Consider the following 13,837-nt stretch of genomic DNA (forward strand, 5'->3'; position numbering starts at 1 on the left):
CATCCCGAAAAGTGTGAAACGGTTTTCGGAAAAGATGCGCGTGAAAGCAAATTAAAGCGCCGCGCGAATGTCGGTGATCAACTGCTGTGCGTCTTTTTCGTCATAGGTTTCGCGGGTTCCGAAACCCCAGACAGGGCCGGGCCAGCCCGCGTCGCCTTCGTTGCGGGCGATAACATGCAGATGCAGCTGCCGAACAATATTGCCGAGCGCACCCGTATTGATCTTCTCACAGCCGGTCACGGTCTTGAGCGCCTGCGCAACGATGCCAGTCTCGAAGGTCAGCATGGTCTGGTCGAGCGGCGTCATGTCATGGATTTCAGCTAGGCCAGGACGGCGCGGTACCAGGATCAGCCATGGCCAACGCCGGTCATTCATCAACCGAAGCTCGCACAGGCCGAGCTTGGCGACAGAAAAAGTATCGGCATGAAGCCGTTTATCGAGTTCGAATTGTTCCATAGGCCGACATTTACCAGTTTTTTTCGTCCAGTGCTTGCTTTTTGCGTGGCGCCCTCCTTGCTTTTTGCTTCACAATTGACGATATGCAGCGTGGGAGGTTGGTGGTGGACGAGCCACTCGCCAACCGGGTCAGGTCCGGAAGGAAGCAGCCCTAACGAGCCACGGCACGGGTCATCGTGCCAGCCTCCCACCCTTTCTCACGACGCCGACGACTGTTGATGGGTTGCCTCTTTGGTTGACGCCGCTCATGCGTCCGGTCCAAACTGGCGACTGAGAAAAAAGCGGAACAGGAAGAACGGAAGGGTCGCTATGGACACAAAATCCGCCGATGGCGCCTATCGCGTTCTCGCCCGCAAATATCGCCCCCAGAATTTCAACGACCTTATCGGCCAGGAGCCGATGGTTCGCACGCTCAAGAACGCGTTCGAGACGGGCCGCATTGCGCAAGCCTGGATGCTCACCGGCGTTCGTGGGGTCGGTAAGACGACCACGGCGCGCATTCTGGCGCGTGCGCTCAATTACAAGACAGATACCATCGACCAGCCGACTATCGATCTTTCCGTGCAGGGCGAAAACTGCCAGGCGATCATGGAAGGCCGTCATGTCGATGTGATCGAGATGGACGCCGCCTCGCATACGGGCATCGATGACATCCGCGAGATCATCGAGCAGGTGCGCTACCGCCCGGTTTCGGCGCGTTATAAAGTCTATATCATCGACGAAGTGCACATGCTCTCCAATCAGGCTTTCAACGGCCTGTTGAAGACGCTGGAAGAGCCGCCGCCGCACGTCAAATTCATCTTTGCCACCACCGAAATCCGAAAGGTTCCGATCACGGTTCTGTCGCGCTGCCAGCGCTTCGATCTGCGCCGCATCGAATCGGGCACGCTGGCGCAGCATCTGCGCCGCATCGCGGAAGCGGAACAGATCGCGGTGGATGACACGTCGCTCGCCATGATCGCACGCGCAGGCGAAGGCTCGGCACGCGATTCGCTGTCGATCTTCGATCAGGCCATCGCGCATGGCGCAGGCACCGTCACGGCGGAAGCCGTGCGCTCCATGCTGGGCCTTGCCGACCGTGCCCGTATCATCGACCTCTTCGAGATGCTGATGCGTGGCGATGTGGCTGGCGCACTGACGGAATTTCGCGCGCAATATGATGTCGGCGCCGACCCGTCGGTTGTGCTGACCGACCTTGCCGATTTCAATCATCTGGTGACACGCCTGCGTTTCACGCCGGATGTGGCAGAAGACGTGTCCCTGTCGGAAGACGAGCGCGTGCGCGGTCGTGAATTCGCGCAGAAACTTTCCGTCCGTGTGCTGTCGCGCACCTGGCAAATGCTGCTCAAGGGCATTGCGGAAGTCGATACGGCGACGAGACCGGTTCAGGCCGCAGAAATGCTTTTGATCCGGCTTGCCCATGCCGCAGATCTGCCGACGCTGGACGAGGCGATTCGCGGTCTCGACAATGGCTCCGTTTCGGCGCCGCGTCCGCAGCCGGGCAATCCGCGGCCGAATGGCGGCGGTGGTGCGCCGGAAGCGCGTTTTGCCGCCGATGCGGTTGGATCGTCTTCGATGGCTCCAGCTTCCGGTGGACCGGCAACGGCCATGCGTATCGTGGAAACACCACCACAGCCGGTTCAGCCGTCAGCCGCACCGCAGCAGTTTGTCGAGAACACGCCGCAGCCTTCGGTGCCGGTCAACAGCTTGCATGATGTCGTCGCACTTGCCGACAAGCACCGCGACATGCAGTTCAAGATTCTGGTCAAGGGTTGCGTGCGCCTTGCATCCATTGCACCCGGGCGGCTCGAAATCGGCCTGACCGACGATGCGCCGAAATCTCTGCCGAGCGATATTTCGCAACGCCTCCTGAACTGGACCGGCATTCGCTGGGTGGTGACGGTCGCGCGTGACGTGGCCGGGCAGACCATTTCGGAGGCGGAAACCGAGCGACGCGACAATCTGGTGACCGATGCCCGCGCCGATCCCGATGTCGCCGCTATTCTCGCGGCCTTTCCGGGGGCAAAAATCACCGACGTGCGCATTGCCGTACCGGAACAGAATGACGACGAGGACATTGACCTCGATGCCGTGGTGGAAACACCGGGCGCACCGTCTGAAGACGACTGATTTACGGAATGATGGAGTGAACCCATGCGTGACATGATGGGCATGATGAAGCAGGCGAAGGAATTGCAGGCCAAGATGAAGGCCATGCAGGACGAGATCGCCACCATGGAAGCCTCGGCCTCATCGGGCGGCGGGCTGGTGACGATCACGCTTTCCGGCAAGGGCACCCTGTCGGCGCTGAAAATCGATCCGTCGCTGATGAAGGAAGAAGAGGTGGAAATCCTCGAAGACCTGATCATCGCGGCGCATAACGACGCCAAGGCCAAGCTTGAAGCGGCCATGGCCGAGAAGACGCAGTCGCTCACCGCTGGTCTGCCGATCCCTCCGGGGTTCAAGCTGCCGTTTTAAGTGAGTAGGGCAGTAAGGCATTAGGGCAGTATGTTTTAGTTGCCCGAAACGTTGCTGCCTCTGCTTTCCTTATTGTCTTACCGCCCTATTGCCGTATTGCCTTAAAAGATGTCCAAACGAATAGCCGGTCCCGAAATCGAACGTCTTATCCAGCTCCTGGCCCGCGTGCCGGGGCTTGGGCCGCGTTCGGCCCGTCGTGCGGCGCTGCATCTCATCAAGAAGAAAGAAGCGCTTCTGGTGCCGCTTGGTGGCGCCATGCAGGAAGCTGCCGAAAAGGTACGCATCTGCTCTTGCTGCGGCAATGTCGATACGTCCGATCCATGCACGATCTGCACCGATGAACGTCGTGATCCCACCACTCTTATTGTCGTGGAAGACGTTTCCGATCTCTGGGCGTTGGAGCGGGCAGGCACGATGAATGTGCGCTATCATGTTCTCGGCGGTCGCCTGTCACCGCTCGATGGCATCGGCCCGGACGATCTCAACATTAAAGGACTGGTGGAACGGGTTTCCACGGGTGAGATCAAGGAAGTGATTCTCGCGGTCAACGCTACCGTCGAAGGTCAGACCACGGCGCATTACATCACCGACCAGCTGTCGAGCTTCGACGTTCGTGTCACGCGGCTCGCTCATGGCGTCCCGGTCGGCGGCGAACTTGATTATCTGGATGAAGGCACGCTGGCTGCCGCCTTGCGGGCAAGAACTACCCTTTAGAACTAATGGAGAAGGCATGGCAGCGGGAAATTGGAAGCATAGCCTGAAGATTGGTCTCGCACTGGTTGCCAGCCTTGCCATTTCTCCCGCCATTGCCGCGCCGTCCAAGGCGCAGATTGAAAGCCAGTATCGCAACTGGCTCGAAAAGGACCTTTGGCCGGAAGCGAAGGCAGCAGGCGTATCGCGCGCCGTGTTCGATCAGGCTTTTGCCGGTGTCTCGATCAACTGGAAGCTGCCAGACCTTGTCATCCCCGGCGAAAAGCCCTCGACACCGAAAGAGCAGAAACAGGCGGAATTCGGTGCACCCGGCAAATATTTCAATGCAAAGACGATGGGCGCGGTCACAAGCGGCGGCAAGGCGCGCTATGGCCAATATGCCAATCTCCTGAAGCGCATCGAACAGAAATACGGCGTTCCGGGGCCGATCCTGCTTGCCGTATGGGGCCGCGAATCCGGCTTCGGTACGGTGAAGATTCCCTACAATGCTTATGAGGTTCTGGGCACCAAGGCTTTTATGGCCACCCGCAAGGATATGTTCCGGAAGGAACTGATTGCTGCGCTCGAAATCGCTTCCAAGGGCTATATCAACGAAGCCGCTATGAAAAGCTCATGGGCGGGTGCACTCGGCCAGCCGCAATTCATGCCGACTTCCTATCTGAAACATGCTGTCGATTTCGACGGTGACGGCAAGCGCGACATCTGGAACTCGGTGCCGGATACGCTCGCCTCCATCGCCAATTATCTGAAGCTGCACGGCTGGCAGAAGGGGCGTGACTGGGGCTTTGAAGTGAGCGTTCCGCAGAACGTTTCCTGTTCGCTGGAAGGCCCCGATCAGGGCAAGACCTTTGCTGAATGGGCAAAGCTCGGCATTACGCGGGTGAATGGCAAACCGTTTCCGGCCAATGAAATGAAGGGCGAGGGCTTTCTGCTCATGCCTGCCGGTCGCTACGGTCCGGCCTTTGTCGTGAGTCCGAATTTCTACGTGCTCAAAGACTATAATATGAGCGATCTCTATGCGCTCTTCATCGGTCACGTCGGTGATCGTATCGCCTATGGTGCGGGCGATTTCAGCCGTGGATGGGGCGACGTCGGCTCCATGTATCGCTCTGATATCGGCGCAATGCAGAAACGCATGCAGGCGCTGGGTTATGATGTTGGCAAACCTGATGGTCTGCCTGGCTTCAAGACTCGCCGCTCCATCGGCCTGTGGCAGGCGAAAAACGGCATGGCGTCAACCTGCTTCCCGCAGCCGGAGCTATTACGTCAGATCCGCTGATCCCCGCCACTCAGCAAGTTGGCGAAAGACTGCAGCGCTTTCGTCCTGTAGCGGTCGTTGTGCTGCAGCATGAGAAACTGGCGCTGCGGCAGAGCAAAATCCGCCTTTACCAGCGTTCCGGCAGCAAGATGCGGGGCGGCGACAAGTTCCGATATGGCCGTCACGTAATCACCGGAGCGCACCGCCGAACAGATGGCTTCGTTCGATGGCAGTTCCAGCGCCACATGCAGTCGCGCCGGATTATAACCGGAAGCGCGCATCGCATCCTCGAAAACGCTGCGCGTTCCCGATCCCTGTTCACGCAAGATCCATTTTCCCTCGAAAAGCCGATCCCAGGTGAGCTTGCCGCCCGTACCCCAGTCATGATCGGGGCGCGCCACCAGAATAAGCTGGTCGCTTGCAACCTTGCTGATTGATAGCGACGGCGCCTGCACAGCACCTTCGACGAGGCCAATATCGGCGACGCCTTCCTGTGTCGCCTCGGTAACGCTTTCCGTATTGCCAAGCGTCAGTCGCACGTCGATCAAGGGGTAGGCGGCGTGAAACCGTGCCAGAAAGGACGGCAGCCAATAGCTGGCGATGGTCTGGCTGGCATGAATGGCGAGAATGCCCCGTTTGCCGCCACCGAGTTCCGATAGCATCCGCTCGGCAGAGCGGGCGCGCGCAAACGTTGCGCGTGCCTCGTCCAGAAACATGCGCCCGTCACCGGTCAGCTCGATCCGCCGCCCGATGCGGTTGAAGAGCGTCGCTCCGTAGCGATCTTCCATGGTGCGGATGGCCGAACTGACCGCCGAAGGGGTCAGATGCAGGGCTTCCGAGGCTCGCGTGAGGTGCTCACGCTCGGCGACTTCAATGAAAATTCGTAGCTGTTCCAGTGTCATAGCGATGATCGTTCGATTTTATCAAATGAAATATGCCATATAATGAAATGGATTGAACAGGGAAAAACAGGCATCTAATCAGAAAATAATTCTCATACGAGCATTTCCAGCAAAAGTGCGAAGCGGTTTTGCGCAGGGCAATGCGAATGAAAACAGCATTTCCAGCAAAAGTGCGAAGCGGTTTTGCGCAGGACAATGCGAAAAATGCAGACAGTCAGATTTGAAATGCTGAAAATGACCTACTCCAAAATCCAGAACATCCTCCCGGGACTTGGCTTGAGCGTCGCCGTTGCTATCGCTGCAATCGGACTCGAAAAAGTCGAGGAACATTATGCAGGACGGGCCTGGCTCGAAGCGCTGGTGATCGCCATCCTCCTTGGCACGGTCGTGCGGACGTTCCTGCGTCCCGGCAAGCATTTCAACAAGGGCATCGGCTTTTCCGCCAAGCTTCTTCTGGAAATTGCAGTGGTATTGCTTGGCGCGTCGATCAGCGCCAGCGCGGTGGTGGCTGCGGGTTCGGGGCTTATTTTCGGTATCGCAGGCGTTGTGGTGCTGGCTATTACACTCAGCTACGGAATCGGGCGTCTGCTGAAGCTTCCGCATCGGATGGCCGTGCTGGTCGCCTGCGGCAATTCCATTTGCGGCAATTCCGCTATTGCCGCAACCGCACCGGTTATCGGCGCGGGAAGCGAGGACGTGGCGGCTTCGATCGCCTTTACCGCTATTCTCGGCGTGGTCGTCGTGCTGCTTCTGCCACTGCTGGTGCCGTTTCTGGGGCTGTCGCACACGCAATATGGCGTGCTGGCGGGCCTGACCGTTTATGCAGTGCCACAGGTTCTGGCGGCCACTGCGCCGGTCGCGACGATCAGTGTCCAGCTCGGCACGCTGGTGAAGCTCGTGCGCGTTCTGATGCTGGGACCGGTTATTCTTGCGCTGGCGCTTCTCGCCGGTAACAAGGATGCGAATGCCAAGCCGGGCTTCTTCCAGCTGGTGCCATGGTTCATCCTCGGCTTCCTTGGCATGATGGCGCTGCATTCGCTGCATCTGATACCGGAAACGATTCTGCCTGGCATTCAATATGCCTCGACCATACTCACCATCATTTCGATGGCGGCCCTTGGCCTTGGCGTCGATATCCGTTCGGTCGCGTCTGCAGGTGGCCGGGTGACACTGACCGCAGTGCTTTCGCTCGTTGCGCTCTGCGCAATCAGCCTTGGCCTGATCCATATGCTCAGCGTTGCATAAAAAGGCCGGGATGGTTCACATTCCGGCCTTTATTCTCACAAGCGATGGTCAGCTTTTCTTGGCCGCATCAGTCGGCTTTGCGTCGGCTGGTGCATTGGCTGTCTTGCTGGCGTCCTTCTTGTCATCAACGGACATGTTGGAGCGGATCGTCACCATATGTTCCGCCTTAATGAGGGTCAGGTTGGCATCGTAATATTTGCCGTTGCCGAGCTGTTCCAGTGCCAGATCGACATCCTTGTCGATGGCAGGCAGATTGGCTGTCGTTTCGGTTATCACCAGATCAACATCCGCGAGTTTCAGCTCATCCTGAGCCTCTTTCTTGCGGCCATGCTGGATATGTTCATTGGCCTTTTTCAGGTGGGCAGCCTTTTCAGGCGTCAGCTTGTAGTCATCGACCACACCGACTTCCATATCGACCGGCAATGTGCCCGACTGAACTTCGGCGACTTCGTCGGCTGGAGCGCCAGCCGCTTTCATCTTGTCGAGCAGGGATGGAGTGTCTTTCTGCGCCTTGTCCAGATCATCCTTGACCGTCGACAGAATGACCTTGGCCTGGTCGGGTGTTCCCTGAAAAATGGCCAGTCGCGCCAGTGTAACGCCGCGCACCGCTGCGAGGCCATCGCCGGAAATGGCATCCAGCTTCTTGATGGCGTCCTGTTGTGCAGCTTTCGTGCTCTCGGTCGCCGGGGCATTCGGCTTTGCTGCACTTTCGGCGAAGCTTGGCACGGCAAAGGAAGCGCTCAGCAGCGCAGTTGAAAGCAGCATTGCGGTCAGGGTGGTGGTTCTGGAAATCATCTTATGCAATCCGTTCAAAAGTAATTCTGTATAGATATTTTGCTATGAGTAGGCGGCTTGGAAGCTTTTATCCTCCACGATTAATGCAGAGAAAGCTTTATTAGTCGCTCACCTGCCGAATTGGAAAAGAATATAATGAATCAATATTGGTAGAGTACGTAAAATTGTGCCGGTTCGTGACCATTTCGTGGCGGAGGAATCACCATAAATTTATTTGATAAAGAAAAAGCCCGCCAGGAGGCGGGCTTTCTCATGTTCGATCGAAGAAGAAAAGATTAGTTCTTTTCCTGCTTCTTCAGAGCGGCACCGAGGATGTCGCCGAGCGAAGCGCCGGAGTCGGACGAACCGTACTGAGCGACAGCTTCTTTTTCTTCAGCGATTTCGAGCGCCTTGATCGAGACCTGCAGCTTGCGGGTCTTCTTGTCGAAAGCGATGACGCGAGCGTCAAGCTTCTGACCGACCGTGAAGCGTTCCGGACGCTGCTCGTCGCGGTCACGCGACAGATCCGAACGCTTGATGAAGCTTTCGAGATCGTGGTCGACGAGACGGACTTCGAGGCCACCGTCGGTAACGGCGGTCACTTCGCAGGTCACAACGGCGTTCTTGCGCAGTTCGCCGGAAGCTGCTGCTTCGCCGACCTTGTCGCCGGAAAGCTGCTTGATGCCGAGCGAGATGCGTTCCTTGTCGATATCGACGTCGAGAACGACAGCCTTGACGACTTCACCCTTGTTGTACTCTTCGATGACCTGTTCGCCCGGACGGTTCCAGTCGAGGTCGGAGAGGTGAACCATGCCGTCAACGTCGCCGTCGAGGCCAATGAACAGGCCGAATTCGGTCTTGTTCTTGACTTCACCTTCAACAACGGTACCGACAGGGTACTTCTGGGCAAAGGTCGTCCACGGATTGTCGAGGGTCTGCTTGAGGCCCAGCGAGATACGGCGCTTGACCGGATCAACTTCGAGCACAACGACTTCGACTTCCTGCGTGGTGGAAAGAATCTTGCCCGGATGGACATTCTTCTTGGTCCACGACATTTCGGAAACGTGGATGAGGCCTTCGATGCCCGGCTCGATTTCAACGAACGCACCGTAGTCGGTGATGTTCGTGACGGTGCCGGTGATCTTTTTGCCGATCGGGTACTTCGCGCCGATGCCATCCCAAGGATCGCTCTCGAGCTGCTTCATGCCGAGCGAGATACGATGGGTTTCCTGGTTGATGCGGATGATCTGCACCTTGACCGTCTGGCCGATGGTGAGGATTTCCGACGGATGGTTGACGCGGCGCCATGCCATGTCGGTCACGTGCAGGAGACCGTCGATGCCGCCGAGGTCAACGAACGCACCGTAATCGGTGATGTTCTTGACGACGCCTTCAACGACCTGACCTTCTTCAAGGTTCTGGACGATTTCCGAACGCTGTTCCGCACGGCTTTCTTCAAGAACGGTACGACGCGAGACAACGATGTTGCCGCGACGCTTGTCCATCTTGAGGATTTCGAACGGTTGCGGGACGTGCATGAGCGGGGTGACGTCGCGGATCGGACGAATGTCGACCTGCGAACGCGGCAGGAAGGCAACAGCGCCGTCGAGGTCGACGGTGAAACCGCCCTTGACCTGATTGAAGATGACGCCATCGACGCGCTCGCCATTGGCGAACTTCTGCTCGAGCTTGACCCAGCTTTCTTCACGGCGTGCTTTTTCGCGCGACAGGACAGCTTCGCCCAGAGCGTTTTCGATGCGCTCGACGTAAACTTCCACTTCGTCGCCCGGCTTCAGCGTGCCGTCTTTGCCCTTTGCGCCGAATTCCTTCAGCGGCACGCGGCCTTCGACCTTCAGACCGGCGTCGATGATCGCCATGTCCTTTTCAATGGCTACGATGCGGCCCTTGACGACATAACCTTCAGCAAGGTCGTTCGTTGCAAAGGATTCCGCCAGCAGCGACTCGAAGTCTGCGAGGGATGGATTGAATTCTGACATGAATACTCCTGGTGCATCCGGAAAATTCATCGGATGCGGCGCCGGGGGTTAGTGTTGCGTTATGCCCGACCTCGGCCCCGTCTTTGCAGACAACCGGCGCGTGGAACGCGAAGTCAGGCTTTTCAGTATGAGTGCAGCCTATATAGGTCCGAACTCAAGATAATCCAGCTTTTCGGGGCATAATGAGATCCAAAAAGTCTAAAAACTTGTCGGTTTCATCCCCGATGCTGCGCCAAAGCATGATCGATCAGCTTTTTTGCGGCCAGAAATGCCGCTTCTATACTCATTTCGCTCGTATCTAGCAAGTGCGCGTCTTCAGCGGGCCTCAGCGGAGAATCGATGCGGTTCGTGTCGCGTTCGTCGCGTTTCCTGAGGTCCGCCAGGATTTCCGCGAAATCTGCCTTCTCGCCGCGTGCCACGATTTCTTCAAAGCGACGCTCAGCGCGCACTTCCGGCGACGCCGTGACGAAGAGCTTTATGGCTGCATCGGGACAGACGACAGTGCCGATATCGCGTCCGTCAAGCACGCTTGAGGGCAGGGCATTGGCGAAATTGCGCTGCGCTTCGACAAGCGCACGTCTGACCTTCGGCATGACCGCGACCTTCGACGCCGCTTCGCCGATCGCATGAGCGGAAAGGACCGCCTTGTCCATCTCGCGCAGATCGAGATTGAGCGCGGCGTCAGCCGCCACCGCTTCATCATCGAGCGGCAGCCCCTTGTCGATCAGCGCCTTGGCCACAGCGCGATAGGTCAGCCCTGTATCCAGATGCGGCATGCCGTAGTGAATGGCAATGCGCCGGGCAAGGGTTCCCTTGCCCGAGGCGGCCGGTCCGTCGATAGCGACGATGAACGGCGTCATCGCGCGTCGCTCAGTTCGATCTTGGCGCCCAGTCCCGGCATCATGTCCATGAATTCGGGGAAAGACGTAGCGATCATGGTGCTGTCGTCAATCGTCACCGGCTTTTCCGATGCAAGGCCCATGACGAGGAAGCTCATCGCGATGCGGTGATCGAGATGGGTTGCGACGGTGCCACCGCCCAGTCCCTTGCCGTCGGGACGACCGCGGACCGTCAGCGACATCTCGCCTTCGGTACAATCGACGCCATTGGCTTCAAGACCGCGCGCAACCGCTGCCAGACGATCCGATTCCTTGACGCGCAGTTCGTCGAGACCGTCCATCACAGTTTCGCCTTCCGCGAAGGACGCGGCGATGGCCAGAACCGGATATTCATCGATCATCGACGGAGCGCGTTCCGGCGGAACGACAACGCCCTTCAGCTTCGAGGCCTTCACGCGCAGATCGGCGACATCCTCGCCGCCGGCAAGACGGGCATTGAGCACTTCGATATCGGCGCCCATTTCCTGCAACGTCAGGATCAGGCCGGTACGGGTCGGGTTCATCAGCACGTTGCGGATGGTAACATCCGAACCTTCGACCAGAAGGGCGGCAACGAGCGGGAAAGCCGTTGACGATGGATCACCCGGTACGTCGATGGTCTGGCCGATAAGCTTGCCCTGGCCGGTGATGCGGATATGGCGCACGCCGTCCTTGTCGGTTTCTACCGAAAGATCGGCGCCAAAGCCCTGCAGCATCTTTTCGGTGTGGTCGCGGGTCATGACCGGCTCGATGACGGTGGTGACGCCCGGCGTGTTGAGACCGGCGAGCAGCACGGCGGATTTTACCTGTGCGGATGCCATCGGCACGCGATAGGTGATCGGATTGGCCGTCTTGGGGCCGATCAGCGTCAGCGGCATGCGGTCGCCTTCGGCTGCTTCCACCTGAACGCCCATTTCACGCAACGGGTTCAGCACGCGCCCCATCGGGCGCTTGGAAAGCGAGGCGTCGCCGATAAAGGAGGTTTTCATGTCATAGGTGCCGACAAGGCCCATGGTGAGGCGCGCACCGGTTCCGGCATTGCCGAAATCAAGCGCTGCTTCGGGCTGCAACAGGCAACCGTTGCCGACGCCATTGATGATCCAGACATCGCCATCCTTGCGGATTTTCGCGCCCATGGCCTGCATGGCGCGACCGGTATTGATGACGTCTTCGCCTTCCAGAAGGCCGGTGATGCGGGTTTCACCCGATGCAAGGCCGCCGAACATGAAGGAACGATGCGAGATGGATTTGTCACCCGGAATGCGAATTTCGCCCGTAAGTGCCTCCGAGCGGCGGGCGGTTGCTGGTTTCGGGGATGCAGAATGGGACATGGATTTTTCACAGTCACATTTTTGGCGCGGACACGCGCCGGGATTGAGAGATAAGCCGGGCTTCCCTAGCATAGTAATATTGTGCGGTCATCCGCGAATACGCGGTGCGGGCGACACCCATAATCAGGAGGGAGAGCCAAGAGTCTGCGCATCCCTTTGCGTTTCGCTTTGACAAACGCGCCAAATTGCGTTTATGCACCGGACAACAATATAAACGTGCTTAAGACTTGCCCCTTGCCATATGGCTCCATGAACAGCATGGTGAAGGGCTATATGCTTCAAGGCAGGCATTCCGGCGCGATTTTATGAATTTGTGTCCCCGTGCGAATTAACGAGGCTAGACGTGGCAAAAGCTGAACTTGGTACCAAGCGTATCGACCCGGAAACGGGCAAAAAATTTTACGATCTCAATCGCGACCCGATCGTTTCGCCTTACACCGGCATTTCCTATCCGCGTTCCTATTTCGACTCCACGCTTGAAAGCCGCGTTGTCGAAGAGGAAACCGAAGAGGAAGAACTGGATACGGCACTCGAAAAGCCGGAATTCGTCTCTCTCGAGGATGCCGACGACGAAACCAAGGGCAGCGGCGACGATCTGCCGGATATGGACGACGACGACGTCGATCTCGGCGACGACGATGAAGACACCTTCCTCGAAGAAGAGGAAGACGAGGACGACGACATGTCGGGCATTCTCGGCGGCGGCGTCGGCGGTGAAGACGAGGAAGGCTGATCTGTTACACAGGTCAAGACCGGATGCTTTTGCGAGGCGACCTTCGGGTCGCCTCGCTGCGTTTGGAGCATATCCCGGATGAGGCTTCGGCGTGATCTGTGAATTATTTTCGGCAGATGTGAAAAGAGTTGCGATTTAGCTCTTGATCTTCTGACAAACGCCATTTAATAAGCCGCCACACCGGGCAGCAAGTCCTGCCTGATGCGCCTCGAAAGAGGTCTGATGGGGCCATAGCTCAGCTGGGAGAGCGCCTGCATGGCATGCAGGAGGTCAGCGGTTCGATCCCGCTTGGCTCCACCAAATGTTTCTTCTCAAGTAACCAGAACGGACACCGCCATCGGTCGGCACAATGGCTGTCGGTGGACAAAGCCTGTCCGAGCGCTATGTCATTTCCCATGACAGAGATGATTTTGGCGACATTCGACTGGGTTCCCAAAATGCCGCGTGGCTTCGTCCGCGATCTTCGCGTGCGCTGGGCGCTGGAAGAAGCCGGATTGCCCTATCGTGTCGAAGGCGTTCCATTCAAGAATCGCGGGCCGAAACACTTCACCCATCAGCCTTTCGGGCAAGTGCCATGGCTGATCGACGGTGATATGTCGGTCTTCGAAAGCGGCGCCATCCTGCTTCATATCGCCGAGAAGAGCGATGCGCTGTTGCCGCCCGATCCGAGGGCACGCAACGAGGTCATACAATGGCTGTTTGCGGCGTTGAACTCTGTCGAAATGGCCGCCTTGCCGCTCGCCCTTTATAAATTCACCGGTGATGAGGAGCAGACACCGGGGCGTCAGCTCATGGACAGCTTCCTTGCCGGTCGGCTGGCGCACATGGAGCAGGCGCTGTCAGGCCGCGAATGGCTGACGGATCAGTTTTCGGTTGCCGATATTCTGATGGCAGACGTGTTGCGTCTGGTTGACCATTTCGACGGTCTGGCGCAGCATCCGGTCTGCCGGGCCTATGTCGGGCGCGCGACGGCACGGCCCGCATTCCAGAAAGCCTTTACCGACCAGATGGAACATTTTGCTGCAGCGGACTGACGCTCTTATTGAAATTAGCATGATGGCGCTATTTCACGCT

The 13,837-nt window shown here is 58.0% G+C and carries 13 protein-coding genes, 1 tRNA gene and 1 other RNA gene; 9 read left to right on the forward strand and 6 right to left on the reverse strand.

Annotated features, from left to right (window positions below; all coding sequences use genetic code 11):
- Window positions 1–51: 51 nt before the first annotated feature.
- On the reverse strand, window positions 52–456 hold the full coding sequence (locus OHI65_RS09655) for an HIT domain-containing protein (protein ID WP_125300480.1): 405 nt from the start codon (window positions 454–456) through the stop codon (window positions 52–54).
- A 93-nt stretch (window positions 457–549) separates the two neighbouring features.
- Here OHI65_RS09655 and ffs point away from each other — a divergent pair.
- The 5 genes from ffs (at window position 550) to OHI65_RS09680 (ending at window position 4,924) form a co-directional block, all read left to right on the forward strand.
- Window positions 550–647: signal recognition particle sRNA small type (gene ffs, locus OHI65_RS09660), an RNA gene on the forward strand.
- Between the two features lie 118 nt (window positions 648–765).
- Window positions 766–2,586: a DNA polymerase III subunit gamma/tau gene (locus OHI65_RS09665; RefSeq protein ID WP_010657828.1), complete on the forward strand. Its 1,821-nt coding sequence runs from the start codon at window positions 766–768 to the stop codon at window positions 2,584–2,586.
- Window positions 2,587–2,610: 24 nt separating this feature from the next.
- Entirely contained in the window at window positions 2,611–2,934 is a 324-nt protein-coding gene (locus OHI65_RS09670) for a YbaB/EbfC family nucleoid-associated protein (protein ID WP_010657829.1), read from the forward strand.
- Between the two features lie 108 nt (window positions 2,935–3,042).
- On the forward strand, window positions 3,043–3,648 hold the full coding sequence (recR, locus tag OHI65_RS09675; protein ID WP_010657830.1) for a recombination mediator RecR: 606 nt from the start codon (window positions 3,043–3,045) through the stop codon (window positions 3,646–3,648).
- A gap of 16 nt (window positions 3,649–3,664) precedes the next feature.
- Window positions 3,665–4,924 (forward strand): lytic murein transglycosylase, encoded by a 1,260-nt coding sequence (locus tag OHI65_RS09680; protein WP_125300481.1) that lies wholly within the window; start codon window positions 3,665–3,667, stop codon window positions 4,922–4,924.
- On the opposite strand, the gene OHI65_RS09685 is transcribed toward OHI65_RS09680, so the two are convergent.
- A complete protein-coding gene (locus tag OHI65_RS09685; protein WP_125300482.1) occupies window positions 4,912–5,805 on the reverse strand; it encodes a LysR family transcriptional regulator in 894 nt (297 codons plus the stop codon). The genes OHI65_RS09680 and OHI65_RS09685 overlap by 13 nt on opposite strands.
- 225 nt (window positions 5,806–6,030) lie before the next feature.
- Here OHI65_RS09685 and OHI65_RS09690 point away from each other — a divergent pair, with 225 nt between their 5' ends.
- The gene (locus OHI65_RS09690; RefSeq protein WP_181834084.1) at window positions 6,031–7,050 is read left to right on the forward strand and encodes a YeiH family protein; all 1,020 of its coding nucleotides are present in this window, start codon (window positions 6,031–6,033) and stop codon (window positions 7,048–7,050) included.
- Window positions 7,051–7,098: 48 nt separating this feature from the next.
- Here OHI65_RS09690 and OHI65_RS09695 read toward each other — a convergent pair whose 3' ends face one another.
- From OHI65_RS09695 to aroA, 4 genes are all read right to left on the reverse strand, one after another.
- Complete coding sequence (locus OHI65_RS09695; protein WP_094514587.1) at window positions 7,099–7,845, reverse strand: YfdX family protein; 747 nt, start codon at window positions 7,843–7,845, stop codon at window positions 7,099–7,101.
- A gap of 275 nt (window positions 7,846–8,120) precedes the next feature.
- Window positions 8,121–9,821 (reverse strand): 30S ribosomal protein S1, encoded by a 1,701-nt coding sequence (gene rpsA, locus OHI65_RS09700; protein WP_010657835.1) that lies wholly within the window; start codon window positions 9,819–9,821, stop codon window positions 8,121–8,123.
- Between the two features lie 215 nt (window positions 9,822–10,036).
- Window positions 10,037–10,681, reverse strand: coding sequence for a (d)CMP kinase (cmk, locus tag OHI65_RS09705; RefSeq protein WP_010657836.1), 645 nt, complete (start codon window positions 10,679–10,681; stop codon window positions 10,037–10,039).
- On the reverse strand, window positions 10,678–12,030 hold the full coding sequence (aroA, locus tag OHI65_RS09710; protein ID WP_125300483.1) for a 3-phosphoshikimate 1-carboxyvinyltransferase: 1,353 nt from the start codon (window positions 12,028–12,030) through the stop codon (window positions 10,678–10,680). Before aroA ends, cmk begins: the two co-directional genes overlap by 4 nt.
- Before the next feature lie 343 nt (window positions 12,031–12,373).
- On the opposite strand from aroA, the gene OHI65_RS09715 reads away from it, so the two are divergent.
- The 3 genes from OHI65_RS09715 (at window position 12,374) to OHI65_RS09725 (ending at window position 13,797) form a co-directional block, all read left to right on the forward strand.
- On the forward strand, window positions 12,374–12,763 hold the full coding sequence (locus OHI65_RS09715) for a TIGR02300 family protein (protein WP_010657838.1): 390 nt from the start codon (window positions 12,374–12,376) through the stop codon (window positions 12,761–12,763).
- A gap of 224 nt (window positions 12,764–12,987) precedes the next feature.
- Window positions 12,988–13,063 (forward strand) — tRNA-Ala (locus OHI65_RS09720).
- A gap of 95 nt (window positions 13,064–13,158) precedes the next feature.
- Window positions 13,159–13,797, forward strand: a complete 639-nt coding sequence (locus OHI65_RS09725) for a glutathione S-transferase family protein (RefSeq protein WP_185757975.1) — start codon at window positions 13,159–13,161, stop codon at window positions 13,795–13,797.
- Window positions 13,798–13,837: the final 40 nt, after the last annotated feature.

Source organism: Brucella sp. MAB-22, assembly GCF_025908475.1.
GTDB lineage: Bacteria > Pseudomonadota > Alphaproteobacteria > Rhizobiales > Rhizobiaceae > Brucella > Brucella anthropi.